This window comes from Pseudohaliea sp. (assembly GCF_054552115.1).
The window spans coordinates 18,518-45,294 of record NZ_JBTOLW010000006.1 but is presented as its reverse complement, the minus strand read 5'-3'; the positions used below and the strand labels follow the sequence as shown (position 1 = coordinate 45,294).

Genomic DNA, 26,777 nt, shown 5'->3' with positions numbered 1-26,777 from the left:
AGACGTGGTGAGCATAAGCCGTCGAGAAGTTATAAACGTTTTTCAGCCTGCCCAAGAAATATCAGATCCTAAACGTTTCGCAGGCCGGCGCACGGAGTTTGTTCGGGCGCTCGAAGCTTTGCTCAGTGACGGTGCTCATTTGTGCGTTTACGGCCAACGCGGAATCGGAAAGAGTAGCTTCGCTCGGCAAGTTGCAGACGTCGCCGAGGGAAAGCTTGGAATCTTGAAGGCCCTGGCTCTAGAGGACTACAAGGATGAAAAGTTCGACTTTCTCACTCTGCGAATAACGTGTGATGACACAGTTACCGACTTGGAACGTCTTCTTCAACGTTCACTTACGTCAACGGACGGATTTGCACCCTGGGTGCAGGAAGACGTTACAAAGCGAATAGTTCAGGATGCCAGGAATCTTTCAGTTGCACCAAGCGGAATAGGAGCGACATCCCAGCATCAGGAAACTACCGAAACCTCACCGAAGAAACGGGGTTGGGTGGAATCATTCACCGAAGTCGTCAAGGACACTCAAAATGTAGCTTCTGACGGGGTCCTATTAGTCATCGACGAGTTTGATCGAATGAAGGATCGGTCAGGGCTGGCCTCATTACTCAAAGCCCTCGCCGGTGTAAAGCTGAAAGTGATGCTTGTCGGGGTCGCCGATGATTTGAAGGGGCTTATCGTTGAGCACCAGTCCCTGCAGCGACAAATGACAGAAGGAGCCGTTCTTCTCCCGCCCATGCCATCGGACGAAGTAGTAGAGATATTGACCAAGGCGGAAGAGTCCCTTAACAGGGAGCTTCTGTTTGACGAAGCCATCAAACATCGCATAGCAGATCTTTGTCGTGGTCAACCCTACCTTGTGCATTTGTTTGGAAAGTATTCCCTCTTGGAGGCGTTTCGGCTCCAATTGAAGTCCGTGGGGCCAGAGCAACTCGACAACGCGCTTTCAGCCATCGCCACGGAGGGACACGAAGCAATGCTGGAGGAGCGCTATCGCAAGGCAGTAGCGAGTTCTCCACAGCGCGAAAGCGTGCTCAGGGCATTTGCGGGAATTGCCCGAGACAAGATTCACAACACAGAAGCATATGCTCTTTGCAAGAGTATCGATCAACCTGCGGTGTATCTGGGGCATTTGAGGCAAGCTAAGTACGGTGGTGAACTGATTGACCGAGGGAATCGCTACCACGAGTTCAAAGACGCTTTATTCAAAGCCTACGTGAATGCTACGCCAAGGCGATTCGTCGTCTAACAATGTGTTGCAGCGGACATTTGACCCGCTGTGCAAGTTTGCTGACGCTAACGCACCCATCGCCTCAAATGCCGCTGAACATTGACCGTACCCCTGTAATTCGAGCCATGCAGGATGTGGGATTTCCATCTATTGGAGGTAACCCCAATGCCGAGCCACTCAGGCCGAGACTTTCCGTCCTTCGTCAGCCATTAAGGCCGCGTATTCACTGGGCGTTCGATTATCGAGAGCCTTGTGAGGTCGGGTCTCGTTGTAATCGGTCCGCCAAGCTTCCAGCTTCTCCTTCGCATCCGACAGCGATACGAACCAATGCACGTTCAGGCATTCGTCCCGCAGGCTACCATTGAATGATTCGATATGCGCATTGTCCGTCGGCTTTCCTGGCCTTGAGAACTCGATCTGGCCCTTTTGCGTGTACGCCCACAAGTCAACAAGACGGGATTGAAACTCGCTGCCATTGTCGCAGAACATCCGTCTGGGCACGCCTCAGAAGCGAAACGCCTTCGCGAGCTGGAGCGGGAGAACGCCCGCCTGAAGCGCCTGCTCGCCGAGGCAGAGCTCGATAAATCGGCGCTGCCGGCGGCCACGGTGGTGTCGCCGCAACAGCTCGACGGGAACGAGAAGGCCGAGCGCTGGCGACGCCTCTGGTGCCCGAACACGACGATCTAACTTCCCTGATGACGGCGGAGCGAAGGCGTTCGGACCACCGAGGCCCGTCGATGCGGAGTTTCGAGGCATCTCTCTCGAAGATAGAATTGACGCGGCCTGTTCCTGATCCACACTTAGGCCTGTGGGCACGTTCGTGGTCAGCTGACAGCGCAGCAAGCATGGCCGATGTCGACGCCCCTGGGCTACTGTAAGGCTTCGTGCCGGGACGGCTGCCAATTTATGAACACCTGCCCTCTCTGCGGTAATGCGGCCACGGTGGTTCCTCCCGAGTGGAGCGGCGCCAGGATTCTTGTTCATTGCCCAACCTGTGGCAAATACCAGACCAATAACCTGACAATTGTCGAGCTCGATGCACTCCGTGCTGCAGGCAGCTATCGGATCAAAGAGCTACAACACACGATCGCGAATACAGATCATCTGTTGCACATAACAAAATCACAACGCAGTGGCGGCATCATTCTTGAATTCGGGCCACCTCAAACGATGACAAAGAGTCAGAAGAAGCACAGGCGTCGCGGCACAAGCATCTCAGGGGGGCTTTACAAGGTTACTACGGATAGCCCTGAGACGGACTCGGATGACGCATGAGATACCACGCCCCCACTGGGCAGCGAGGCCGGTGATGATCTTCCCCTGGCTCGGGGCCACACCACTGAACATTACTGTGCGCTCGGCGCGGGGTACAAACTCTCATGGCATTCGTCAAACCGGTAATTCTTCGCGCCCACGGCGTCACCCTCGAGCCGCTCACGCTCGAGCACGAAGACGGCCTGCGCGCAGCCGCGGCGGACGGTGAGCTGTGGCAGCTGCGGGTCACCTCCGTGCCGGCCCCCGGGGAAACACGCGACTACATCGCCCGGGCCCTGGCCGGCCGGGAGGAAGGGCATCGCTTCGCCTTTGCGGTGATCGAGGACGCAAGCGGCGATGTGCTCGGCTCCACCAGCTACCACGACATCATCCCGGCGGTGAAACGGGTGGAGATCGGCTACACCTGGTATGCCCGGCGGGCGCAGCGCACGCACGTGAACACGGCCTGCAAGCTGCTGCTCCTGGCCCATGCCTTCGAGTCGCTGGGATGCAACCTGGTGGGCTGGCGCACGGACAACCTGAATCTCGCCAGCCAGCGGGCGATCGAGCGCCTCGGCGCGAAGAAGGACGGCGTGCTGCGCGGCCACGCGCTGCGCCGGGACGGCACCATTCGCGACACGGTGATGTACAGCATGACCCGGGAGGAATGGCCGGACGTGAAGGAGCGCCTCACGGCGCGGCTTGCAGCGCCGCGCGCGGACGGATAAAGCAGCGGCAAGCCGGAGACGTTCCCGCGGGAACGTCATCCAGGATGGTCAGTACACCCCTGCCCACTTCGCCAGTAGCTGGCTGAGCACGCTGAGCGTGGTCACCACCACCAGCAGGAGGATGACGAGGCGGATCGGCTTGAAGGGCTTGCGCTCGACGGAGTTCACGCCCTTTTGCAGGAATTCGTCGACCTTGGCCTGGTCTTCCGGCTTCAGGCGCGGGCTGTTGTCATCCACCGGATCGTGCCCCTGTTCGTGCTTGCTGTTTTCCATGGGCCTATTGTAGCGCCGCGAGCCATCGCCCGCTCACGCGGGGTGAGCTTTCGGCGCTATCCCCGGGGGCTTCCCGGGGGCGTGCGGTGAGCTGGCACCCCCGGGGCGCACCCGGGAGTGCGCGGCAGCCTAGATGGCGAACAGTGCCTCGGGCATGGCCATGAGGTTTTCCGCGCCGGATTCCAGCGCCGCCCGGTGCGCGTCGGCGCGGGGCAGCAGGCGCTGGAAGTAGAAGCGCGCGGTGTGCAGCTTGGCCTCGTAGAAGTCCTTGTCGCCGTCACCGGCGGCGAGCTTCGCCTGTGCCACGACGGCCATGCGCGCCCAGAAGTAGCCGAGGGTCACGTAGCCGGCGTACATCAGGTAGTCCACCGCCGCGGCACCCGCCTCATCGGCGTTGGCCATGGCCTTCTCGCCCACGGCGAGGGAGAGCGTGAGCCACTCGTCCTTGTAACGGCCCAGCGGGTCCATGAATTCCACCAGGGCCTCGTCGTCGTACGCCGCGATGAAGTCACCCACCTGGTCCGTGAAGGCCGTGAGCAGCTTGCCGCCGGAGCCGAGCACCTTGCGGCCGAGCAGGTCGAGCGCCTGGATGCCGGTGGTGCCCTCGTAGAGCATGGCGATGCGCGCGTCGCGCACGATCTGCTCCATGCCCCACTCGCGGATGAAACCGTGACCACCGAAGATCTGCACGCCGTGATTGGCCGCCTCGAAGCCGGCCTCGGTCACGAAAGCCTTGGCGATCGGCGTGAGCAGGGCCATCAGGTCGTCGGCCTGCTTCGCTCGCTCTTCGTCGCCGCGGTCGACCACGTCGCCGAGCTGGGCGAGGTAGTAGAGCATGGCGCGGCTGCCCTCGGCGATGGCCTTCTGGGTCAGCAGCATACGGCGCACGTCCGGGTGGACGATGATCGGGTCCGCCGGGCCGTCCGGGTTCTTCGGCCCGGATAGGCTGCGCATGGCCAGGCGCTCGCGGGCGTAGGCCAGGGCGCCCTGGTAGGAGAGCTCGGCGTGGGCCAGGCCCTGGATCGCCGTGCCGATGCGGGCGGTGTTCATGAAGGTGAACATGAGGTTGAGGCCGCGGTTCGGCTCGCCGATGAGGTAGCCTTTCGCGCCGTCGAAGTTCATCACGCAGGTGGCCGAGGCCTTGATGCCCATCTTCTTCTCGATGGAAGCACAGTGCACGGCGTTGCGCTCGCCGACGCTGCCGTCCTCGTTCACGTTGAACTTGGGCACCACGAACAGGGAGATGCCCTTGGTACCCTCGGGTGCGTCTGGCAGGCGGGCGAGCACGATGTGGACGATGTTGTCGGCCATGTCGTGTTCACCCGCAGAGATGAAGATCTTGGTGCCGGTGATGGCATAGCTGCCGTCGGCCTGCGGTTCTGCCTTGGTGCGCAGGAGGCCCAGGTCCGAGCCGCACTGGGCCTCGGTGAGGCACATGGTGCCGGTCCACTCGCCGGCAACGAGCTTCGGCAGGTAGCGCGCCTTCTGCTCGTCGCTGCCGTGGGCCTCGAGGGTCTTGATGCAGCCGTGGGACAGGCCCGGGTACATGAGCCAGGACCAGTTGGCGGTGCCGACCATCTCGTTGATGACGATGCCGAGCATGTTCGGCATGCCCTGGCCGCCGAACTCCGGGTCGGCGGAAAGCGAGGGCCAGCCGTTCTCGACGAACTGCTTGTAAGCCTCGGGGAAACCGGCCGGCGTCTTCACCCCGTCCTCGGACCAGGTGCAGCCCTCTTCATCGCCGCTCTGGTTGAGGGGCGACAGCACGCCCTCGGCAAACTTGGCGCCTTCCTCGATGATGGCGGCCATGAGGTCCGGCGTGGCCTCTTCGTAGCCGGGCAGGGTCTGGTAGACGGCCCCGGAATCCAGCACCTCGTCGATGACGAAGCGAATGTCGCGCAGGGGAGCCTTGTAGTCTGGCATGGTGTATTTCCTCCAACAGAACCGCGGCGATGCCGCGGGGTAGCGGGCCGAGGCGGTGGGTCTCCTCCGGCCGATATTCGGCAGTGTATGTGTTCACCGTTTACATGGGGCAGAATTATAGTCGATATCTCGCGTAGCGGAAGGCCACGGCGACGCTTTTTTTGTTGCGATTTCATCCTTGGTTCCCGGGCCGGCTGCTGGAGGATGCCCCCAGTCGCTCCCCGATACACGCTTTGTGGGGGCATCCTCCAGCACCCGCCCCTACCGCCCTGGAAGACCTTCCGGCCGGAAGTACGCGTGGCGGCCGTCCTGGCGCCGGAACGAAAGGATGTTTTCGACCACTTTCCGCTCACAAGTGATGCAACGGCATGCGCGCATCGGTGCCCCGTGGCGGGCACACTGCGGTCATGGCTGGAAAGGCGGCGGCAACGGTGTGGCGCGGCACCCGGCGCGCCGCCGGCGCGCTGGTCGACGGCCTGTTCCCGCACCACTGCGCCGTCTGCGACCGGCTGAGCCGCCGGCCGCTGGCGCTGTGCGATGAATGTGAAGGCTCACTTACCTTCAATCGCAACGGCTGCGCGCGCTGCGCCCTGCCGGATACGCCGGCCGGCGGGCCGCCCTGCCCGGCCTGCCGCAGCGGCCTCGCCGTCGACCGGGTGCTCGCACCGCTCAGCTACGATGCCACGCTCGCGGAACTCGTGAGCCGCTGGAAGTACCGGCGGGAGGTGGCGCTGACGGCCCTGTTCGCGGACCTGTGGCGGCGCCATGCGCCGGCCCCGGAGCGGCCCGACCGGGTGGTGCCCGTACCGCTGCACTGGCGCCGCCTGTGGTGGCGGGGCTTCAACCAGGGCGAGCGGCTCGCCACGGCCATCGTCCGCGGGGACCCGCGCCTCGACGGCGTCCCCATCGACCGCCGCCTGCTGCGCCGCCACCGGCCCACGGGCAACCAGGCGGCGCTGGGCCAGCGCGAGCGCCGCGCCAACGTGGCCGGTGCCTTTACTACCCGGGGGCCCTGTGACAACCTCCATCTCGCCGTGGTCGACGACGTCTGCACCACCGGCGCCACCGCCGACGCCGCGGCCCGCGCCCTGAAGGCCGCCGGGGCCCGGCGGGTAGACCTCTGGTGTATCGCCCGTGCGCCGGCCACGACCCAGCGATGAGAGCGCCATGCCCCGCCGTAAGCGACTGTCCGCCCTGCTGCTCGCCCTCTGCCTCCTGGCGCTGCCCGCCGTGGCGGAGTCCGTCCTGGCCGAGCCGCTGCGCGTGGCGGTGGCGGCCAATTTCCGCGCGACCGCCGAGCGGGCGGGCGCTGCCTTCGAGCGCGAGACGGGCACGGCCGTGGTGCTCAGCAGCGCGGCCACGGGCATGCTCTACAACCAGCTGCGCCACGGCGCCCCCTTCGACCTGTTTCTCGCCGCCGACGCCGAGCGGCCGCGGCGCCTGGCGGAAGAAGGCATCGCTATTGCCGCAAGCCGCCGCTGCTACGCCCGCGGCCGGCTGGTGCTCCTCGGCGGCCCTCTCGCAGCGCTGAAGACGCCGGGGCAGCGCGTCGCCATCGCCAACGCCGCCGTGGCACCCTACGGCGCGGCCGCGGAGGCAGTGCTCGCCCGCCCCCCCTTAGCGGGTGTCGAGCGCCGGCTGTTGCGCGGTGCCAGCGTGCAGCAGGCCTGGCAGTTCCACGCCACCGGCGGCGCGGACCTCGCCCTGGTCGCCCGCTCCCTGGTCGGCGACGCCGACCGACTCGAGCTGATTCCGGCGGACTGGCACGCGCCCATCGAGCAGCAGGCCATCGTCGTTGCCGGCGGCCGGGAGACCGAGGCCGATGCGTTTCTCGCCTGGCTCGCGGGGCCGGCCGCCCGGCCGCTGCTTGAGCGCGATGGCTACGACCCGTGTCCCTGACCGGCGACGAGTGGACAGCCATCCGCCTCACCCTGGCCCTGGCCTCGGTAACCGCCGTGCTGCTTCTGCTCCTCGGCACACCGCTGGCCTGGTGGCTGGCGCGGCGGCGGGGGGAAGCGGCCGCCGCCATCGAGGCGATCGTCGCCCTGCCGCTGGTGCTGCCGCCGACGGTACTCGGCTTCTACCTGCTGCTGCTGTTCGCGCCGGATACCCCCCTGGGCCGGGGCTGGCAGTGGCTCACGGGCGAGCAGCTGGCGTTCAGCTTCCCGGCGCTGGTGATCGGCTCGGTCATCTATTCCCTGCCTTTCGTGGTGCAGCCCCTGCAGCAGGCCTTCCAGCGCCTGCCCGGTGAGCTGCTCGAGGCCGCCGCCACCCTCGGCGCCGGGCCCCGGGACCGCTTCGCCAGCGTGGTGCTGCCGCTCACCCGGCGCAGCTTCCTCACCGCCGGCGCCCTGGGTTTCGCCCACACCGTCGGCGAGTTCGGCGTGGTGCTGATGATCGGCGGCAACATCCCGGGGGAGACGCGCGTGGTCTCCATCGCCCTCTTCGACCAGGTGGAGTCGCTGCAGCTGGCGAGCGCGCATCGCCTCGCCGGCGGGCTCGTGGTCTGCTCGCTGCTGCTTCTTTACCTCCTCTACCGGGGCGGCGGCCTGCGCCCCTGGCGGCTGGGCCGGTGAGCGGGCTGCGCTTCGACCTCGCCTGGACGGCGCCCGACAGCGGCTTCCGCCTGGCCTGCGCCGCCGAGCTGCCGGCGCGGGGCGTCACCGCCGTGTACGGCCCCTCCGGGGCCGGCAAGTCGACGCTGCTGCACTGCATCGCGGGCCTGCGCCGGGGCGATGCGGGCTCGCGCATCGCCTTCGCCGGCGAGCCCTGGCAGGAAGGCCGCCACTGCCTGCCAGCGCACCGCCGGCGGGCCGCGGTGGTGTTCCAGGATGCGCGCCTGTTTCCCCAGCTCAGCGTCGCCGGCAACCTCGAGTTTGCCCGCCGCCGGGCCGCACCCGGGGGGCCGGAAGCGGCCGCCGTCAGCGCGGCGCTCGGCATCGAGGCCCTGCTGCCGCGCCGGCCGGACACGCTCTCCGCCGGGCAGAAGCAGCGCGTCGCCATCGCCCGCGCCCTGCTCGCCAACCCGCGGCTTCTGCTCCTCGACGAGCCCCTCGCCAACCTCGACGGCGGGGCCCGGCGCGAGTGCCTAGCGGCCCTGCAGGCCGCCCTCGCCGAGCTGGCGATCCCGCTGCTCTACGTCAGCCACAGCATCGAGGAGATCACCGGCATCGCCGACGAACTGCTGGTCCTCGACGGCGGCGCGCTTGCCGCCCGCGGCCCGCTCCTCGATCTCGCCGGGCGCCTGGATTCGCCGCTGGCCGACGAGCCCGACGCCGCCGCCATCGTCGAGGTGACGGTAGCCGGCACGGAGGCGGCCTACGGGCTCACCCGGCTCACCCTCGCCGGCGAGCCGCTCTGGGTCACCGCCGAGCGCGCCAGCCCCGGTGAACGCCGGCGGCTGCGCATCCCGGCGCGGGACGTGTCGGTCTGCCGCTCGCGGCCGGCGGACACGAGCATCCTCAACCTGCTGCCCGTGACCCTGGAGGCCCTGCGCCCCGCCGGCGAGAGCCACTGCCTGCTGCAGCTCGCCATCGACGGCCAGCGGCTCCTCGCCCGCATTACCCGAAAATCCGCCGACGCGCTGGCCCTCGCCCCCGGCGACGCCCTCTATGCCCAGATCAAGAGCACGGCCCTTGCCGGAGACAGCCTGTGAGCAACCACCCCTACGACCAGCTCGGCCCGGACACGGTCATCGACGCCGTGGAGGCCGCCGGCTACCTGAGTGACGCCCGGCTCCTCGCCCTCAACAGCTACGAGAACCGCGTCTACCAGGTCGGCATCGAGGACGGCGAACCGCTCATCGCCAAGTTCTACCGGCCGGGCCGCTGGACGGACGAACAGATTCTCGAGGAGCACGCTTTCGCCGCGGAGCTCGCGGAGGCGGAAATCCCGGTCATCGCGCCCCTGGCCGGCGCCGACGGCCGCACGCTCTTCGAGCACGCGGGGTTCCGCGTCGCCCTCTTCCCGCGCCGCGGCGGCTACCCCCCGGAGCTGGACGACCCGGATGCCCTCCTCGTCCTCGGCCGCACCCTCGGCCGCATCCACCGCGTGGGCGCCGCAAAGCCCTTCAAGCACCGCCCGGCCATGGACCCGAAGGCCATGCTCGACGACAACCGCGCCTTCCTCCTCGAGTACTTCATCCCCCGTGACCTCAGGCCCGCCTACGAGAGCCTCACCGCCGACCTCGCCGCCCGCGTCGCCCCGCTCTGGGCCGAGATCACCCCCGCCGACTGCCAGCGCCTGCACGGCGACTGCCACGGCGGCAATATTCTCTGGCGCGACGACAATGCCCACTTCGTGGATCTCGACGACTGCATGACGGGCCCGGCGATCCAGGACCTGTGGATGTTCCTCTCCGGCGAGCGGCTGCAGCGCGAGGCGTTTTTATCGGAGCTGATCGCCGGCTACGAGGAGTTCATGGATTTCGACCCCCGGCAGCTGCGCTGGATCGAGACCCTGCGCACGCTCCGCCTCATCCGCTACGCCGCCTGGCTCGCCCGCCGCTGGGACGACCCCGCCTTCCCCCACAGCTTCCCCTGGTTCAACACAGACCGCTACTGGGCCGACCACGTACTCGAGCTGCGCGAGCAGCTGGCTGCGATGGATGAGGAGCCGTTGCGGTTGCTGTGAATTTTGCGGCTTGGCTTCGTGCGGGGAGCTTTGTAGCTCGGCGCTGAAGGGTGGGATATACCCTGCCGGGATCGCAAAAGCGCCATCCATGGCAACTTGGCGGGATGGTGCCTTTTAGCCCGGCGCTGGAGGGAGGGGCATACCCTGCCGGGACCGCAAAAGCGCCATCCATGGCAGCTTGGTGGGGGCCATCCATGACCCCCGACATCCCGGCGGGGTATTCCCCTCCCTCCACCACCTGCCGTGTAGCCACACGATTAGCGCCGACTGAGCCAGTGCGTTGAAGCCTTGCAGCTACCTCAGACGTTGGGGCTGGCAGCAACGTCAGGCGGCGGGGGCTGGGATTGACTGTCCCGGGACGTCGAAGGCCATGGATGGCCTTCGTCGAGCTGCCATGGATGGCGCTTTTGCGGTCCCGGGACAGTCAATCCCAGGCCCCGACGCCGAGCTACGAAGCACCCCGACGCCGACTACGAAGTACCCCCGGCGCCAACTAGCGCTTGACCACGGACCGTGGATAAACCACCGACAACAGCCACCGCCAGAACGAGTTCCCGGAAAGCACCTCCCGGTCCACCGCGTCGAAGAAGCGTTCCATGCCCTCCGGGTCGGCGAAATAGTCGAGGCGGGTGGTCATCGGGCGCTCCGGGTCGAGCTCGCGGACCACCCGGGCGGGGTTACCGGCCACGACCACGTTGGGAGGGATATCCTTCGTGACCACCGCGCGGGCGGCGACCACGCTGTTGTCGCCGATGGTCACGCCCTTGAGGACCGTGGCGTGGTCACCGAGCCAGCAGTTGCGCCCGATATGCACCGGAGTGACCGCCTCGGCGCGGGCCGTACGGTCATAGAGCATGTGCCAATCCGAGTCGGTCACGTAGGCGCCGTTGGCGAGCATCGTGCCGTCGCCGATCGTGATCTCGTCCGAGGCCGAGAGCCGGCTGCCGGGGCTCATGAGCACGCAGTCGCCGATCTCGATGCGCCCGCGGCCCTGCTCGCGGCCCCAGACGCCGATCTCCACCCGGGCGCCCGGTTCGCCGATGGCGGTGAAGCTGCGGCCGATGTGGATATGGTTGCCCGAGATATGCACGTACCAGGGCTTCATGAGACTGGCGTGCGGGCCGAGGTGCGCGCAGCGCGGGCGCAGGAAATAGTCCGTGTACCAGTCGCGGTAGCGCAGGTAGAGCTTCTTCAGCCAGTAGGGGCGCAGGTCCTCGTGCATCGCTTGGGGGCCTTGGTTTGGGGCCTTGGTTTGGGGCCTTGGTTTGGAGCCCCGGTTTGGGACCGAGGGTACCAGCGATTATGATCGCAGGGCCGCAGGGCAGCGGCAATGACGCGGTAGCCAGGGCAGGGCAGACGCGGGGCAACGGTCAGGGCGGCAGCGAGGCGATGGCGGGCAACTCCAGGCAGGTAGAGAGCAACCAGGCGGGGCCGCACCCGGGGCTGGGGGCGCTCATCGAGCGGCACCTCGGCAAGCCCTGGCGCAAGCCGGTGGCGGCGCATAACGGGCCGGCGCTCGCGGCGCTTGCCGAGCGGCGCGCGGCGGACTCTCGGCCCCTCGTCCTCGACAGCTTCTGCGGCACCGGCGCGAGCACCCGGGCACTGGCGGAGCAGCACCCGGACTGCCTCGTGGTGGGCATCGACAAGTCCGCGGCGCGGCTGGCAAGGCACGGGCAGGCGGGCGACGGTTACCTGCTGCTGCGCGCTGACTGCGAGGCGGTGTGGCAGGTGCTGGCGGGGGAAGGCGTGCGGCTCGCGGCGCATTACCTGCTCTACCCCAACCCCTGGCCGAAGGCCGCGCAGCTGAAGCGGCGCGTGCACGGCCACCCGGCCTTTCCGCTGCTGCTCGCGCTCGGCGGGGCACTGGAGCTGCGCAGCAACTGGCGCCTTTATGTCGAGGAGTTCGGCATCGCCCTGCACCTGGCCGGGGTTCGCTCGGCGGTCAGCGCGGTACCCGCGGGCGAGCCGCTGACCCGCTTCGAGGCCAAGTACCGTGCCAGCGGCCACGCGCTCTGGCGCTGCCGGGCGCGGCTGTCGGCTCCCGGGCCGGCGCTGTGACTCGCCGGGTGAATGCGCTACCCTCTCACGCCGACCCGGAGGAATAGCCATGGCCAAGACAGCGGAGGAACGCCAGCGGCTCGACCCCGTGTGGCAGCAGATCCTCGACGAAACGGCGTCGCACGCGGCCGAAGAGCCCATGCTGGCGAGCTACCTGCACGCGACGATCCTGAACCACCGCTCCATCGAGAGCGCGCTCAGCTTCCACCTCGCCAACCAGCTCGACAGCCCGGCGCTGTCGTCCCTGCTGCTGCGGGACGTGATGCTCGAGGCCTTCCGCGGTGAGCCGGCGATCCTCGACGCCGTGCGCGCGGACCTGTGCGCGGTGGTGGACCGGGACTCGGCCTGCTGCGAGCTGTACATCCCCTTTCTCTATTACAAGGGCTTCCACGCCCTCGAAGCCCACCGCGTGTCGCACTGGCTCTGGCAGCAGGGCCGGCGCTCGCTGGCACTGCTGATCCAGAACCGGATGAGTTCGAAGTTCGGCGTGGACATCCACCCGGCGGCCCGGCTCGGCCGCGGCATCATGCTGGACCATGCCACGGGGCTGGTCATCGGCGAGACGGCCGTCGTCGGCAACAACGTGTCGATCCTGCAGTCTGTCACCCTCGGCGGCACCGGCAAAGAGGAAGGAGACCGGCACCCGAAGATCGGCGACGGTGTGCTCATCAGCGCCGGGGCCAAGATCCTCGGCAACATCACCGTCGGCGAGGGCGCCAAGATCGGCGCCGGCAGCGTGGTGCTGCAACCGGTGGCGCCGCACACCACCGTAGCCGGCGTACCGGCGAAAGTGGTGGGCCGGCCGGGCTCGGACCAGCCGGCCCTCGAGATGGACCACGGCTGGCCCTGCAGCGAGGGCTGAACGGGGAAGCGAGGGCGCCGGCCGGCGCCCGCCGGGCTCAGTCGTTCTTGTGGTACTGCGGCGAGAGTTCCACGACGGCGTCCGCGAAGGCGGTCACGTGGTCCGGGTTCACACCGGGCGTGATGCCGTGGCCGAGGTTGAACACGTGGCCGCTGCCGTGGCCGAAGCCCTCGAGAATTGACGCCACCTCTTCGCGGATCCGCGCCGGGGAGGCAAAGAGCATGGCCGGGTCCATGTTGCCCTGGAGCGCGACCTTGTCGCCGACCGCCGCCCGGGCCGTGGCGATGTCCGTGGTCCAGTCGATGCCGACCGCGTCGGCCCCGCTCTCGGCAATGGCCGGCAGCCACTGGCCGCCCCCCTTGGTAAAGAGGATGCAGGGAACCTTGCGGCCGTCGGCCTCTTTCGGCAGGCGCGCGACGATGCGCTGCATGTACTTCAGCGAGAACTCCTTGTAGCCCGCGGCGGAGAGCGCGCCCCCCCAGGTATCGAAGATTTGCACCGCCTGCGCGCCCGCATCGATCTGCGCCGTGAGGTAGTCGGCGACCGCATCGGCGAGGATCGTGAGCAGCTGGTGCATGAGCTCCGGCTGGTCGTAGGCCATGCCCTTCACCCGCGCGAAGTCCTTCGAGGAGCCACCCTCGACCATGTAGGTGGCGAGGGTCCAGGGGCTGCCGGAGAAGCCGATGAGCGGCACGCTGCCGTTCAGTTCACGGCGGATCGTGCGCACCGCCTCCATCACGTAGCCGAGATCATCCTCGGCCTTGATGGGCAGGAGGCCCTCGATGTCCGCCTCGCTGCGCACGGTCTTCCTGAAGCGCGGCCCCTCACCGGTCTCGAAGTAGAGGCCGAGGCCCAAGGCGTCCGGTACCGTGAGGATATCCGAGAAGAGAATAGCTGCGTCCATGGGGTAGCGGCGCAGCGGCTGCATCGTGACCTCGCAGGCGAGCTCCGCGTTCCGGCAGAGGTCCATGAAGGAGCCGGCCTGCTCGCGGGTGGCGCGGTACTCGGGGAGATAGCGGCCCGCCTGGCGCATCATCCACAGGGGGGTGCGGTCCACGGGCTGGCGCATCAGCGCGCGCAGGAAACGGTCGTTCTTGAGTTCACTCATGGGTCGTGGTTGTCCTTGCGTTGTGCGATGGCCGGCGGGCCGGCGCTGCTCACACCTCGAGGTAGTCGAGGATGCCCTCGGCCGCCTGGCGGCCCTCCCAGATCGCCGTGACCACGAGGTCCGAGCCGCGGACCATGTCGCCGCCGGCGAACACCTTCGGGTTGGTGGTCTGGAACTTGTATTGCTGGTGCTCGGGCGCGACCACGCCCTGCCAATCGTTAGTGTCGACGCCGGCGGTGGAAAACCAGTCGGCGGGGCTCGGCTGGAAGCCGAAGGCGATGATCACCGCGTCGGCCTCTAGCACGTGCTCGCTGCCCGGGATCGGCTGCGGCCGGCGCCGTCCGCCCGCGTCCGGCTCGCCCAGCTCCGTCTTCACCAGCTTCACGCCGCCCGCTTCGCCGAAGTACTCGACAACCTCGAGCGGCTGGCGGTTGAAGAGGAAAGTCACGCCCTCGTCGCGGGCGTTCTTTACCTCGCGACGGGAGCCGGGCATGTTCTCTTCATCCCGGCGGTAGGCGCAGGTGACGTCGGCAGCGCCCTGGCGCACGGCGGTACGCACGCAGTCCATGGCCGTATCGCCGCCGCCGAGCACCACCACGCGCTTGCCGCGCAGGTTCACGTACTCGCCGTCGGCCTGGTCGAAGCCCAGGTTGTTGTTGACGTTGCCGATGAGGTAGGACAGCGCCTTGTAGACGCCCGGCAGGTCCTCCCCGGGAAAGCCGCCCTGCATGGCCTTGTAGGTGCCCATGCCAAGGAAGACCGCGTCGAAGTCGGCGAGCAGATCGTCGATCTCCACGTCCCTGCCCACCTCCGTGTTCAGGTGGAAGTCGATGCCCATTTCCTCGAAGATCTCCCGGCGGCGCATCATCACCTGCTTCTCGAGCTTGAACTCGGGAATGCCGAAGGTCAGCAGGCCGCCGATCTCCGGGTAGCGGTCGTAGACCACGGCCTTCACGCCGGCGCGGGTGACCACGTCCGCGCAGCCGAGGCCCGCGGGCCCCGCGCCGATGATCGCCACGCGCTTGCCCGTGGGCACCACGTTCGACAGGTCCGGCCGCCAGCCCATGGCCAGCGCCGTGTCCGTGATGTATTTCTCGCTGGAGCCGATGGTCACGGCGCCGAAGCCGTCGTTCAGAGTGCAGGCGCCCTCGCAGAGCCGGTCCTGGGGGCAGACCCGGCCGCAGACTTCCGGCAGCGTGTTGGTCTGGTGCGACAGCTCGGCGGCCTCGAACAGGTTGCCCTCGGCCACCAGCCTCAACCAGTTGGGGATGAAGTTATGCACCGGGCACTTCCACTCGCAGTACGGGTTGCCGCACTCCAGGCAGCGGTCCGCCTGCTCCTCGACCTGCGCCTTGGTGTACGGGTCGTAAATCTCGACGTACTCGGTCTTGCGGGTCGACAGGGAGCGCTTGTCCGGGTCGTGACGACCGACATCGATGAACTGGAAGTTGTTGCTGACGCGTCCACTCATGGGATGTCCTCCTGCCGGCGCGGTCTCAGTCGGTCTCGCGCAGGCGCGTGAGCAGTTGGTCGAGGTCCGCCGCCTTCGGCTTGACCAGCCAGAACTTGCCGACGAAATCCTCGAAATTGTCGAACACTTCTGCGCCCCAGGCCGACCCCGTCTCCTCGACGAACTCGGCGATGATGGCGCGCAGGTGGGTGCGGTGGGCTTCCATGTACTCGGAACTTACCCGGTGGATCTCTACCAGCTCGCTATTGTACTTGTCGATGAAGCGGCGCTCTAAGTCCAGCACGTAGGCGAAACCGCCGGTCATGCCGGCGCCAAAGTTGACCCCGGTGTCGCCGAGCACGGTGATACAGCCGCCGGTCATGTACTCGCAGCAGTGGTCGCCGGCGCCCTCGACCACGGCATGGGCGCCGGAATTGCGCACGCCGAAACGCTCGCCCGCCAGCCCTGCCGCGAAGAGCCTGCCGCCGGTCGCCCCGTAAAGGCAGGTATTGCCGACGATCGCGGCCTCGCGGGAGCGGAACTCGGAGCCCGCCGGCGGATAGACCACCAGCTTGCCACCGGCCATGCCCTTGCCCACGTAGTCGTTGCAGTCGCCTTCGAGGTACATGTGCAGGCCGCCGGCATTCCAGACGCCGAAACTCTGCCCGGCGGTGCCGGTGAGGCGCAGGGTGATCGGTGCCGCCTCCATGCCCGTGTTGCCGTGGCGGCGGGCAATCTCGCCGGAAAGGCGCGCGCCGATGGAGCGGTCGCAGTTGGTCACCGCGAAGTCGAACTCGCCGCCGGCCATAGCCTCGATGGCGGGCAGGGTGGCGGCGACCATCGCTTCCGCCTTCTCGCCGCGATCGAAGGGTACGTTAGCGGGCACCTGGCAGAACTGGGGCTGACCCGCACTGTCCTCGTCCTTGTGCAGGATCGGCGACAGGTCGAGGCGCTTGTGCTTGTCGGTGCTTCCCGGGAGCACGCGCAGGAGATCCGTGCGGCCGATGAGCTCCTCGAGGGAGCCGACGCCGAGGCGGGCCAGCCACTCGCGCACCTCCGTGGCGATAAAGGTGAAAAAGTTCACCACCATGTCAACGGTACCGTTGAAGTGGTCGTCGCGCAGGCGCTCATTCTGCGTGGCGACCCCCGTGGCGCAGTTGTTCAGGTGGCAGATGCGCAGGTACTTGCAGCCCAGGGCGACCATGGGCGCGGTGCCGAAGCCGAAGCTCTCGGCGCCGAGGATGGCCGCCTTGATCACGTCGAGGCCGGTCTTCATACCGCCGTCCGCCTGCAGGCGGATGTTGCCGCGCAGGCGGTTGCCACGCAGCGTCTGCTGCACCTCGGCAAGGCCCAGTTCCCAGGGCGAGCCGGCATAGCGGATGGAGGTGAGCGGGCTCGCCGCGGTGCCGCCGTCATAGCCGGAGATGGTGATGAGGTCCGCATAGGCCTTGGCCACGCCGGCGGCCACCGTGCCGACGCCGGGCTCGGACACCAGCTTCACGGAGACCAGCGCCTCCGGGTTGACCTGCTTGAGGTCGAAGATGAGTTGCGCCAGGTCCTCGATCGAGTAAATGTCGTGGTGCGGCGGGGGCGAGATCAGCGTCACCCCGGGTACGGAGTAGCGCAGCCGGGCGATGAGCCCGTTGACCTTGCCGCCCGGCAGCTGCCCGCCCTCGCCCGGCTTGGCACCCTGGGCGATCTTGATCTGCAGCACCTCGGCGTTGACCAGGTAGTGCGGCGTGACCCCGAAACGGCCGGAGGCGATCTGCTTGATCTTGGACACGCGCCCGGTGCCGAAGCGGGCCGGGTCCTCGCCGCCCTCGCCGGAGTTGGAGCGCGCGCCGATCCGGTTCATGGCCGCGGCAAGGGCCTCATGCGCCTCGGGGCTCAGCGCCCCGAGGGACATGCCGGCGGAGTCGAAGCGCTTGAGGATGTTCTCCAGCGGCTCGATCGCGTCGAGGGACAGCGCCCGGTCGGCGCACACCGGCTCGAGGAGATCGCGGATCGTCGCCACCGGGCGCTCGTTCACCAGCGTGGCGTAGCGCTGGTACACGGCATAATCGCCGCCTGCCACCGCCTGCTGCAGCGTCGTGACCACGTCCGGGTTGAAGGCGTGGTACTCCTGGCCGTGCACGTACTTGAGCAGGCCGCCCTGCTGGATCGCCTTGCGCTCGCGCCAGGCATCGAGGGCCAGGCGGCGCTGGTCCGCCTCCAGCTCGGCAAAACCGGCGCCGGCGATACGCGAGGTGACGCCGCAGAAGCAGCGGTCCACCACCGCGTCGGCGAGGCCGATGGCCTCGAAGAGCTGGGCACCGCGGTAGGAGCTCACCGCCGAGATGCCCATCTTGGACATGATCTTCAGCAGGCCCTTGTTGATGCCCTTGCGGTAGTTCTTGAAGCAGACGCCCGGGTCGCCCAGCAGCTCACCGCAGCGCATCAGGTCCTCGAGCACGCTGTAGGCGAGGTAGGGATAGACGGCGGTGGCCCCGAAGCCGAGCAGGCAAGCCACCTGGTGCGAATCCCGGGCGCTGGCGGTCTCGACGACGATGTTGGCGTCGCAGCGCAGGCCCTTGGCGATGAGGTGGTGATGCACGGCGCCGGTGGCCAGGAGGCTGTGGATCGGCAGCCGCTCCGGGGCGATCGCCCGGTCCGAGAGCACGAGGATGGTCACCCCCTCGTCACGCACCAGGCGGGCGCACTCGTCCACCATGGCGGCGATGGCCTCGCCCAGGGTGGTCTTTTTCGGGTCGTAGGTGCAGTCCACGTCCCGCGGCGAGAAGCCCTCGCGCTTTAAGTTGATCAGCGTGTTGAACTTGCCCTGGGACAGCACCGGCGAGGTGAGGATGACCCGGTCCGCGTGCTCGGGGCCCTGGGAGAAAATGTTCTTCTCGCCACCGAGGTCCGTCTCCAGGGACATGACGATGGCCTCGCGCAGCGGGTCGATGGGCGGATTGGTCACCTGCGCGAACTGCTGCCGGAAGTAGTCGTAGAGCGAGCGCGGGCCGGCGGAAAGCACCGCCATGGGCGTGTCGTCGCCCATGGAGCCGACCGCCTCGTTGCCGCTCTCGGCAAGCGGGCGCAGCACCTGCTCGCGCTCCTCGAAGCTCACCTGGAACATCTTCATGTAGGCGTTCATACGGTCGGGTTCGATGCCCGGGGTCACCTCCGGGTCGAAGCTGCCGACGATGCGCTCGGCGTTCTCCTTCAGCCAGCGCTTGTACGGCTTGCTGGCCTTCAGCCGGTTGTCGATCTCCTCGCTCTGCAGGAGCTCCCCGGTGTGCGTGTCGACCATGAGGATCTGGCCCGGACCCACCCGGCCCTTGGCGAGGACATCCTCGCTGCGGTACTCGTGGGTGCCGACCTCCGAGGCCAGCGTGATGAAGCCGTCCTTGGTGCGCACCCAGCGCGCCGGGCGCAGGCCGTTGCGGTCGAGCAGGCAGACCGCGTAGCGGCCGTCCGTGAGCACGATGCCCGCCGGCCCGTCCCAGGGCTCCATGTGCATGGAGTGGTACTCGTAGAACGCCTTGAGGTCCGGGTCGATGGACTCGATGTTCTGCCACGCCGGCGGAATCAGCATGCGCAGCGCCCGGGGCATGTCGACGCCGCCGGTCAGCAGCACGTCGAGCATGTTGTCGAGGCTGGAGGAGTCCGAGCCCGTGCGGTTCACGATCGGCGCGATCTCGCGGATGTTCGGCAGCCGCTCGGACTCGAACAGCGCGGTGCGCGCCTCCGCCCAGTTGCGGTTGCCCTGGATGGTGTTGATCTCGCCGTTGTGGGCGAGGAGACGGAAGGGCTGAGCCAGGGGCCAGCGCGGCAGCGTGTTGGTGGAGAAGCGCTGGTGAAAAACGCAGATCGCGGTCGTCAGCCGCGCGTCCCCGAGGTCCGGGTAGAAGCGCGGCAGGTCCACGGGCATGACCAGGCCCTTGTAGCTGAGCACCCGGGCGGACAGGCTGCAGATATAGAAGTCGGGATCGCCCTCGTTGGCGATCTCCGCCTTGCGGCGGGCGACGAAGAGTTTCGTGGCGAGTTCGGCCTCGGTGAACTCACCCGCATCGAGGAAGACCTGCTCGATGCGCGGCAGCGACGCCAGCGCGATCTCGCCGCAGACGCCCGGGTCCGTCGGCACGGCCCGCCAGCCGAGCACCGGGAGGCCCTGGTCCTCCAGGGCACCCTGCATGGCGGCACGGGCGGTGTCGGCACGCGCCTCGTCGGCCGCGAGGAAGACCATGCCGACAGCAAAGTTGGCCGGCAGCTCGAGGCCCAGGTCCTCGCGCGCCACGGCCGCCATGAACTCCCGGGGCATCTGCATGAGCAGGCCGCAGCCGTCCCCCGTCTTGCCGTCCGCGGCGATACCGCCGCGATGGGTCATGCAGGTGAGCGACTCGATGGCGGACTGCAGCAGGCGATGGCTCGCATCACCGGCCGTGTGCGCGATCAACCCGAAACCGCAGTTGTCACGGAACTCCTCAGGTCGATACAGGCCTGCTCTCATAAGACTTCCAGAAATCAAGATAAATCAGCTGGTTACCGCGGCGTTCGCCTCGCCACGGCGACGCTTGGCAGGGCGGGGACCGGTGATTTTACACAGATGGCAGGGGCCGAACAAACCGCCCGGGGGTGGTCCTAAATGGCCACCGGGCCGCCGAGAAGGGCGTCGATTTCCTGCCCGTCCACGTCGTCCACCACCACGGCGTTGCCGATTCCGCGCAGCAGGACGACGCGCAGCCGGCCGTCGAGGACCTTCTTGTCCCGGGCCATGAGGGCGAGGAAGCGCGCCGCATCCATGTCCGCCGGCGGGACCACGGGCAGGCCGGCGCGGCGCAGGAGGGAGAGCAGCCCGTCCACCTCTGCCGCGGGCACCCAGCCCCGGGCCGCGGACAGGCGCAGGGCGAGCACCATGCCGGCGGCCACCGCCTCGCCGTGGAGCCAGTTGCCGTAGCCCTGGCCGGTCTCGATGGCGTGGCCGAAGGTGTGGCCGAGGTTGAGGATCGCGCGGACACCGCCCTCGCGCTCGTCCTCGGCCACCACCGCGGCCTTCGTGGCGCAGCTGCGCTCGATAGCCTCCGCGAGCACCGCCTCCTCCCGCGCGAGGAGCGCCGGCAGGTGCTCGCCGAGCCAGCGGTAGAAGCCCGCATCGCGGATCAGGCCGTACTTGATCACCTCCGCCAGGCCGGCGGCGAACTCCCGGTCCGAGAGGGTCTGCAGCACCTGCAGGTCGATGAGCACCGCGGCCGGCTGGTGGAAAGCGCCGATCATGTTCTTGCCGAGGCGGTGGTTGACCCCCGTCTTGCCGCCCACGGAGGAGTCGACCTGGGCCAGCAGCGTCGTCGGCACCTGCAGGAAAGCCGCGCCGCGCTGGTAGCAGGCGGCGGCGAACCCGGTGAGGTCACCGACCACCCCGCCGCCGAGAGCGATGAAGGTCGTGGTGCGGTTGTGTCCGTCGGCGAGCGCCCGGTCGAGGATGGTCTCGAAGCTGTCGAGGGTCTTGTACGCCTCGCCGTCCGGGAGGATCACCTCGGTGACCGCCACCCGCGTATCCAGCGCATCGCGGAGCCGGCCGAGATACAGCGGCGCGACCCGGTCATTGGAGACGATCACCACCTGGCGCCCGGCGAGGTGCTCGCCGAGCAGTGCCGGGTCGCCGAGCAGGTCGCGGCCGATGTAGATGGGATAGCTGCGCGCGCCGAGGTCGACGTGCAGCGTGTGCATGATCAGCGCCATGAGGCGGTACCTGTCAGCTGTCGATGGCGGCGCGCAGGGAGGCCAGCACGCGCTGCGCCACAGTCTTGGGGCTGCTCGAATCGGTGTCAATCACCAGGTCCGCCACCGAGCGGTAGAGCGGGTCGCGCTCGGCAAAGAGACGCCGGAGCGTGCCCTCCGGGTCCGGTGCCTGTAACAGGGGCCGGTTGCGATCCTTGCGCGTGCGGCGCAGCTGTTCCTCCAGCGTCGTGCGCAGGTAGATGACGAAGCCCCGCTCCGCCAGCGCCCGCCGGTTCGCCGGCCGCAGCACCGCGCCACCGCCGGTGGCCAGCACCGTGTCCTCCCAGGTGGTCATCTCGGCGATGACGGCCTCCTCGCGGTCGCGGAAGCCCGCCTCGCCCTCGACGTCGAAGATCCAGGGAATGTCCGCGCCGGTCCGCGCCTCGATCTCCGCATCGGAATCGGCGAAGCCGAGGCCCAGGGACCGGGCGAGCTGGCGACCGATGGTGGTCTTGCCGGCCCCCATGGGGCCGACCAGGAAGACCCGGCGCGGAGCGGTCACGGCCTGCCGGGGGACCCGCTAGTCGAGGAGCGTGTCGGCGAGGATGCGCGGGGTGATGAAGATCAGCGTCTCGGTCTTCGTCGTCTGCCGCGCTTCGTTGCGGAAGAGCGCGCCCACGTAGGGGATGTCGCCGAAGAACGGGACCTTGTTGATCGTTTCCACCAGCTCCGTGCGGAACACGCCGCCGAGGACCACGGTCTCGCCGTTGCCGACGAGCACCTGGGTAGTCAGCTCCGTGGTGTCGATGGCGGGGATGAGACCGCCCTGGCCGCTGGGCACGAGGTCACCGACGGAGTCCTGCGTGATCACCAGGTCGAGGAGAATGCGGTCGTCCGGGGTGATGTTCGGGGTCACGTCCAGGGACAGCACCGCCTCCTTGAACTGCACCGCCGTCGCACCGGAGGCCGCCGCCTGCTGGAAGGGGATCTCCGTACCGGACTTGATGTTGGCCTGCTGCTTGTCGCCGGTGATGACCTTCGGCTGCGACACCACCTCGCCCTTGCCCGCCGACTCGAGAGCGTTGAGCTCGGCGGTGAGGAAGAGATCCTCGGAGGTGAAGCCCACCGCGAAGCCGCTGGTCGCGTTGCCCACACCGAGGTCCACCAGCAGGGCGCCGGGGTAGGACAGGCTGGGCTGTGCGCCGTTGATCACGGCGGCGTTGAGGTCCGAGACGTTGTTGGTGTCGCCGGAAACGGACAGGACGTTGCCGTCCGCGTCCGGGTCCAGGTAACCGCCGCCCCACTGGATGCCGAGCTCCTTTTCGAGGTCGGACTGCGCGATGACGATACGCGACTCGATCATCACCTGCCGGATCGGGATGTCGACCTTGTCGATGAGGTCCCGGATCTCCGCCAGCTTCGAGGAGGTCTCGGTGATGATGAGCGAGTTCGTGCGCGGGTCCACGATCACCGAGCCCCGGGAGGAAATCAGCGAACCGCCCTCCTCGGAGCCGGCCTCGAACAGCCGCACGATCTCCGCGGCCCTGGCGTAGCGGATGCGGATGAACTCCGAGCGCAGCGGCGCGAGTTCGGCAATCTGCTTGTTGGCCTCGATCTCCTGGCGCTCCCGCTCGGCAATCTCCGCCGCCGGCGCCACCAGCAGCACGTTGCCGACCTGGCGCTTGTCCAGGCCCTTGGTCTTGAGCACGAGTTCCAGGGCCTGGTCCCAGGGCACGTTCTTGAGGCGCAGGGTGATGCGGCCGGACACCGTGTCGGAGGCGACGAGGTTCAGCTCCGTGAAGTCGGCGATCAGCTGCAGCACCGCCCGCACCTCGATGTCCTGGAAGTTCAGGGAGATGCGCTCACCGACGTAGGCGAACTCGCTGCGGCGCTCCTCGACCTCGGCCTCGGTGAGGGGCTTGACGGCCACCACGTACTGGTCGTCTGCCTGGTAGGCGAGGTAGTCGAAGTCGCCGGTGGTCTTCAGGGTCAGCGTGGCCCCGCGCTCGGTGGTGCCCACGTCCACGGAGCGCACGGGGGTCGCGAAATCCGTGACGTCATAGTTGCGCATGAGCCGCTCGGGCACGTCCGTGTCGATGAACTCGACCTTCACGTCACCGCGCTCGCTGTAGACGTTCACGTCCACGGAGGGATCGGACAGCTCGAGCATCAGCCGGCCCTCGCCCTCCGGGCCGCGCTGGAACTCCAGGTCCTCGATGCGGGAGACGACCTCGACCACTTCCTCGACGGCCGACTTGATGCGGTTCGGATCGGAGCTGCGCTTGAAGTACTGGCCCTCGGAATCCTGGCCCACCGTCAGGTAGAGGCTGTTGCCGTCGACGCGGGTGTCGTAGGGCACCAGCTTGACCAGGTTCAGCACCAGGCGCGTGCGCTCGGCCGCCTCGAGGACGAGAACCTCCGTGGCGTTGCCGTAGGGCAGGCTGAAGCGCTTGCGGTCGAGGCGGCTGGCGGTGTCGGGAAAATCGATGGCGATGCGCGCCGGCTTCTCGATGGTATAGGACTTGAGCTCCGCCGGCGGCGGGCCATCGAAATCGAGGCGCACCTCGAACTTGCTGCCGGGCCGGGAGCTGAACTCGATGTCAGTGACCGCGCGGGACGCGGCGGCGGCCGCGGCGAGGTCTGCCAGGGTCGCCACGCCGGCGAGCAGCAGCGCCAGCGCGAACCGCCCTCCCGGTCGTTCTTGTCTCTGTGCCATGATGCCAGCTCCCCGTTTTGTCCTGCTCTTCCCCATGGCCGTGGTTGTGGTGTTGTTCATCTACAGGCCACTCAGTTCGATGGTGCGCGGCCGCTCGACCCAGCCCTCGCTGGTGCCGTCGCTGACGATCTCCACCACGGCCAGGTAGGTATCGGTCAGTTCAACAATCCTGCCGTGGTCGCGGCCGAGGAAATTGCCCTCGGTGACCCGGTGTATGCCGCCGTCGGGATCCCGCACCAGCGCCCATTCCTTGCCGCCCCGGGCCAGCGTACCCACCATCGACAGCGAATCGAAGGTGAACTGCTCGAGGAATTCCTTCGGCCGCTCCAGGTCCGGCTTGATCGCGCTGCCCCCGGCGAGCTTGGCAATCTCGCGTACGGCGATCGGTCGATCGAAGGGGCTGCGCATCCGGGTCGCGCTGTAGGCGAAAGGCTCATAGGCCTTGAAGGTCGGTATCGGTGCGATGACGCCGCCCGGCCGGGCCTTCTTCTCCGCCATGAACTGGTCGAGATCGGAAAAGTCCGCGCCGCCACAGGCGACCAGGGCCAGGGCGAGGGCGGCGGCGGCGGCATGGCGGGCACGCTGTAACATCGCTAGCTGTCCCCGTCCTTGTAGCGGTAGGTCTTGGCGGTGATGTTCATCTGCAGCGCGTTCGCGTTGGTGCCGCCACCGGAAATCACGAAGTCATGCAGCGTGACGATACGCGGCAGCCCGGCCATGCTGCTGATGAAGGCGCCCAGGTCGTGGTAGGAGCCGCTGGCCGAGATGGCGATCGGCAGTTCCACGTAGAACTCCCGGCTCACTTCCTTCTGCAGGTCGATGGAGGCGATCTTGAGGCCGTTGAGGAGGCCCTTGTTGGTGATGTCCTCGAGTAGCCCGGGCACTTCCGTATCCGAGGGAAGCTGGCTGATCAGGGCGCCGAAGCTCTCCTCCATCTCGACCATCTGCCGCCGGTAGGCGTCGAGGTTGGCGACCTGGAACGCCTTCTTCTCGAATTCCTGCTTGAGCTTGCCTTCCTCGCCCTGCACCCGCGCGAGGCTGTTGCGCAGTTCCTCAACGTGATAGTAGTAGCCCGCCGCCACCAGTGCGGCGAAGAGCAGCACGCAGAGGATTCCCTTGACCAGCACCGGCAGCGTGCCGATGTTGTCCATGTTGAGGTCGGCGAGATCGAACTCGCGCAGGGCCCGGAGGGAATCTTCAAGCGCCATCAGCTCAGCCCCCCTTGCCTTCGTCGTCCTGCGGCAGGTCCACCATGACCGAGAGGTCGAAGGTGGCGGCCTGGTCCCCATAGGCCGGCGCCGCGCGAACCGCGTCGAGATTCGGGCTCTCCAGCCACTCGGAGCCGTCGAGGCGGCGCATGAGGCTGGAGACCCGGTTGTTGGACTCCGCCACGCCGCTGATCTGCAGCTTCTTGCCCTGGGCCTGGACCCGGTTGTAGAAAACCCCGTCGGGCACGGTGCGCACGAGCTGGTCGAAGATACGGACGATGATCGGCCGGTTGCCCTGCAGTTCCTGGATCACCCGCATGCGGTCGATGAGCTGGTTGCGCTTGCGCTGCAGGTCGCGGATCTCCGCCACCTGCTTGTCCAGCTCCCGGATGTTCTCCTGCAGGTAGGCGTTGCGGGCCCGCTGGTGATCGATCTGCGCGTTCACCACCCGGTCCGCGAGCACTACCAGGAGCACGGCGCCCACTGCCACGAGGCCGAGGATGGTCAGGAACTGGCGCTTCAGTTCTTCGCGGCGCGCATCGCGCCAGGGCAGCAGGTTGATTTGCGCCATCAGTCGAAGCTCCGCAGGGCGAGGCCGCAGGCGATCATCATCGCCGGCGCGTCACTGCCGAGAGCCACGGCGTTTACCCGCGGCGAGATGCTCATCTCGGCGAAGGGGTTGGCCATGGCCGTGGGCGTGCCCAGCCGATCCTGGACCAGCTCGACGAGGCCCTCCATGGAGGATACGCCGCCGGCCATGATGATGAAGTCGACGTCATTGTACTGGCTGGAGGAGAAGAACAGCTGCAGCGAGCGCGTGACCTGCTGCACCACCGCATCCCGGAAGGGATTCAGGAGCTCGTCCTCGTAATCGTCCGGCAGCCCGCCCTGCTTCTTCGCGAGGCCCGCCTCCTCGAGGGGCAGGCCGTAGCGGCGCATGATCTCGTCGGTGAGCTGCTTGCCCCCGAAGAGCTGCTCGCGGGTGTAGATGGTCTGGCCGTTGGCGAGAACGCTGAGCGTGGTCATGGTCGCGCCGATGTCGACGACCGCGACGACGGCGCTCTCGTCGAGGCCCAGGTTCTCGCTAAGCAGGCCGTAGGAGCGCTCCATGGCATAGGCCTCGACATCCATTACCCGGGGTTCGAGGCCGGCGTTCTCGATGGCCTCGACGCGCGCGTCGATCGTTTCCCGCCGGCAGGCGGCGAGCAGCACGTCTACCATGCCCTCGCGACCGGGCACGGGGCCCTGAACCTCGAAGTCGAGGGCGACCTCCTCGAGCGGATAGGGTATGTACTGGTCGGCCTCCAGCGTCAGCTGGGTCTCGAGTTCTTCCTCGGAGAGTCCCGCAGGCATCTGCACGACCTTGGTGATCACCGCGGAGCCCGCGACGGCGGCGGCAACCAGCTTGAGCTTGCTGCGGGACTGGGCCAGGACGCTGCGGATGGCGTTGGCGACACCATCGATGTCACTGATGGCCTTCTCCACCACCGCGTCCTGCGGCAGGGAAGCCACGGCATAGCTCTCCACCCGGTAGGAATCACCGGTGCGGCTCAGCTCGAGCAGCTTGACCGTGGTGGAGCTGATATCCAGCCCCAGCAGTGCCACCTGCTTTCTCTTCCCTAAAATGCCCAGCAAGT

At 67.6% G+C, this 26,777-nt stretch carries 23 protein-coding genes and 1 pseudogene; 10 read left to right on the top strand and 14 right to left on the bottom strand.

What is annotated here, in order from left to right; translation table 11 throughout:
* The first annotated feature begins 7 nt into the window (after window positions 1-7).
* Complete coding sequence (locus tag ACX93N_RS04765; protein ID WP_459427250.1) at window positions 8-1,246, top strand: nSTAND1 domain-containing NTPase; 1,239 nt, start codon at window positions 8-10, stop codon at window positions 1,244-1,246.
* A 159-nt stretch (window positions 1,247-1,405) separates the two neighbouring features.
* Here ACX93N_RS04765 and ACX93N_RS04760 read toward each other — a convergent pair.
* Window positions 1,406-1,729: pseudogene (locus tag ACX93N_RS04760) on the bottom strand (integrase core domain-containing protein); the annotation flags it as partial.
* On the opposite strand from ACX93N_RS04760, the gene ACX93N_RS04755 reads away from it, so the two are divergent.
* Together ACX93N_RS04755 and ACX93N_RS04750 are read left to right on the top strand one after the other, a co-directional pair.
* Window positions 1,688-1,915 (top strand): hypothetical protein, encoded by a 228-nt coding sequence (locus ACX93N_RS04755; protein ID WP_459427340.1) that lies wholly within the window; start codon window positions 1,688-1,690, stop codon window positions 1,913-1,915. The pseudogene ACX93N_RS04760 and the gene ACX93N_RS04755 overlap by 42 nt on opposite strands.
* Window positions 1,916-2,607: 692 nt before the next feature.
* The gene (locus tag ACX93N_RS04750; protein ID WP_459427249.1) at window positions 2,608-3,210 is read left to right on the top strand and encodes a GNAT family N-acetyltransferase; all 603 of its coding nucleotides are present in this window, start codon (window positions 2,608-2,610) and stop codon (window positions 3,208-3,210) included.
* Window positions 3,211-3,258: 48 nt separating this feature from the next.
* On the opposite strand, the gene ACX93N_RS04745 is transcribed toward ACX93N_RS04750, so the two are convergent.
* Window positions 3,259-3,483 carry a DUF3094 family protein gene (locus ACX93N_RS04745; RefSeq protein ID WP_459427248.1) on the bottom strand — a complete coding sequence of 75 codons (225 nt, stop codon included), beginning with the start codon at window positions 3,481-3,483 and terminating at the stop codon, window positions 3,259-3,261.
* Between the two features lie 129 nt (window positions 3,484-3,612).
* Entirely contained in the window at window positions 3,613-5,406 is a 1,794-nt protein-coding gene (locus ACX93N_RS04740; protein WP_459427247.1) for an acyl-CoA dehydrogenase C-terminal domain-containing protein, read from the bottom strand.
* Between the two features lie 407 nt (window positions 5,407-5,813).
* Here ACX93N_RS04740 and ACX93N_RS04735 point away from each other — a divergent pair, with 407 nt between their 5' ends.
* Genes ACX93N_RS04735 through ACX93N_RS04715 form a run of 5 tightly spaced genes read left to right on the top strand, consistent with a single transcriptional unit; the run spans window position 5,814 to window position 10,038 of the window.
* Window positions 5,814-6,566, top strand: coding sequence for a ComF family protein (locus tag ACX93N_RS04735; protein WP_459427246.1), 753 nt, complete (start codon window positions 5,814-5,816; stop codon window positions 6,564-6,566).
* A gap of 7 nt (window positions 6,567-6,573) precedes the next feature.
* Window positions 6,574-7,305 carry a molybdate ABC transporter substrate-binding protein gene (gene modA / locus ACX93N_RS04730; protein ID WP_459427245.1) on the top strand — a complete coding sequence of 244 codons (732 nt, stop codon included), beginning with the start codon at window positions 6,574-6,576 and terminating at the stop codon, window positions 7,303-7,305.
* Complete coding sequence (gene modB / locus ACX93N_RS04725) at window positions 7,296-7,982, top strand: molybdate ABC transporter permease subunit (protein WP_459427244.1); 687 nt, start codon at window positions 7,296-7,298, stop codon at window positions 7,980-7,982. The genes modA and modB overlap by 10 nt, the downstream gene beginning before the upstream one ends.
* On the top strand, window positions 7,979-9,061 hold the full coding sequence (gene modC, locus ACX93N_RS04720; protein WP_459427243.1) for a molybdenum ABC transporter ATP-binding protein: 1,083 nt from the start codon (window positions 7,979-7,981) through the stop codon (window positions 9,059-9,061). The genes modB and modC overlap by 4 nt, the downstream gene beginning before the upstream one ends.
* Window positions 9,058-10,038 (top strand): serine/threonine protein kinase, encoded by a 981-nt coding sequence (locus ACX93N_RS04715; protein ID WP_459427242.1) that lies wholly within the window; start codon window positions 9,058-9,060, stop codon window positions 10,036-10,038. Before modC ends, ACX93N_RS04715 begins: the two co-directional genes overlap by 4 nt.
* Before the next feature lie 493 nt (window positions 10,039-10,531).
* Here ACX93N_RS04715 and ACX93N_RS04710 read toward each other — a convergent pair whose 3' ends face one another.
* A complete protein-coding gene (locus ACX93N_RS04710; protein ID WP_459427241.1) occupies window positions 10,532-11,260 on the bottom strand; it encodes an acyltransferase in 729 nt (242 codons plus the stop codon).
* Window positions 11,261-11,340: 80 nt separating this feature from the next.
* On the opposite strand from ACX93N_RS04710, the gene trmB reads away from it, so the two are divergent.
* Both trmB and cysE read left to right on the top strand, forming a co-directional pair.
* A complete protein-coding gene (gene trmB, locus ACX93N_RS04705) occupies window positions 11,341-12,096 on the top strand; it encodes a tRNA (guanine(46)-N(7))-methyltransferase TrmB (protein WP_459427240.1) in 756 nt (251 codons plus the stop codon).
* 49 nt (window positions 12,097-12,145) lie between these two features.
* The gene (gene cysE, locus ACX93N_RS04700; RefSeq protein WP_459427239.1) at window positions 12,146-12,958 is read left to right on the top strand and encodes a serine O-acetyltransferase; all 813 of its coding nucleotides are present in this window, start codon (window positions 12,146-12,148) and stop codon (window positions 12,956-12,958) included.
* A 37-nt stretch (window positions 12,959-12,995) separates the two neighbouring features.
* Here cysE and hemE read toward each other — a convergent pair whose 3' ends face one another.
* The 10 genes from hemE to ACX93N_RS04650 all read right to left on the bottom strand — a co-directional run bounded on the left by hemE (window position 12,996) and on the right by ACX93N_RS04650 (window position 26,772).
* Complete coding sequence (hemE, locus tag ACX93N_RS04695; RefSeq protein ID WP_459427238.1) at window positions 12,996-14,066, bottom strand: uroporphyrinogen decarboxylase; 1,071 nt, start codon at window positions 14,064-14,066, stop codon at window positions 12,996-12,998.
* Between the two features lie 49 nt (window positions 14,067-14,115).
* Window positions 14,116-15,537 carry an FAD-dependent oxidoreductase gene (locus tag ACX93N_RS04690; protein WP_459427237.1) on the bottom strand — a complete coding sequence of 474 codons (1,422 nt, stop codon included), beginning with the start codon at window positions 15,535-15,537 and terminating at the stop codon, window positions 14,116-14,118.
* Window positions 15,538-15,562: 25 nt separating this feature from the next.
* A complete protein-coding gene (gene gltB / locus ACX93N_RS04685) occupies window positions 15,563-20,008 on the bottom strand; it encodes a glutamate synthase large subunit (protein WP_459427236.1) in 4,446 nt (1,481 codons plus the stop codon).
* 131 nt (window positions 20,009-20,139) lie between these two features.
* Entirely contained in the window at window positions 20,140-21,225 is a 1,086-nt protein-coding gene (gene aroB, locus ACX93N_RS04680; protein WP_459427339.1) for a 3-dehydroquinate synthase, read from the bottom strand.
* A 25-nt stretch (window positions 21,226-21,250) separates the two neighbouring features.
* Entirely contained in the window at window positions 21,251-21,778 is a 528-nt protein-coding gene (aroK, locus tag ACX93N_RS04675; protein WP_459427235.1) for a shikimate kinase AroK, read from the bottom strand.
* A gap of 18 nt (window positions 21,779-21,796) precedes the next feature.
* Window positions 21,797-23,932, bottom strand: coding sequence for a type IV pilus secretin PilQ (pilQ, locus tag ACX93N_RS04670; protein ID WP_459427234.1), 2,136 nt, complete (start codon window positions 23,930-23,932; stop codon window positions 21,797-21,799).
* Window positions 23,933-23,992: 60 nt separating this feature from the next.
* The gene (locus ACX93N_RS04665) at window positions 23,993-24,523 is read right to left on the bottom strand and encodes a pilus assembly protein PilP (RefSeq protein WP_459427233.1); all 531 of its coding nucleotides are present in this window, start codon (window positions 24,521-24,523) and stop codon (window positions 23,993-23,995) included.
* Between the two features lie 2 nt (window positions 24,524-24,525).
* Window positions 24,526-25,140 carry a type IV pilus inner membrane component PilO gene (locus ACX93N_RS04660; protein ID WP_459427232.1) on the bottom strand — a complete coding sequence of 205 codons (615 nt, stop codon included), beginning with the start codon at window positions 25,138-25,140 and terminating at the stop codon, window positions 24,526-24,528.
* Window positions 25,141-25,144: 4 nt separating this feature from the next.
* Window positions 25,145-25,711, bottom strand: a complete 567-nt coding sequence (locus tag ACX93N_RS04655) for a PilN domain-containing protein (RefSeq protein ID WP_459427231.1) — start codon at window positions 25,709-25,711, stop codon at window positions 25,145-25,147.
* A complete protein-coding gene (locus ACX93N_RS04650; protein WP_459427338.1) occupies window positions 25,711-26,772 on the bottom strand; it encodes a pilus assembly protein PilM in 1,062 nt (353 codons plus the stop codon). Before ACX93N_RS04650 ends, ACX93N_RS04655 begins: the two co-directional genes overlap by 1 nt.
* Between the last annotated feature and the right edge of the window lie 5 nt (window positions 26,773-26,777).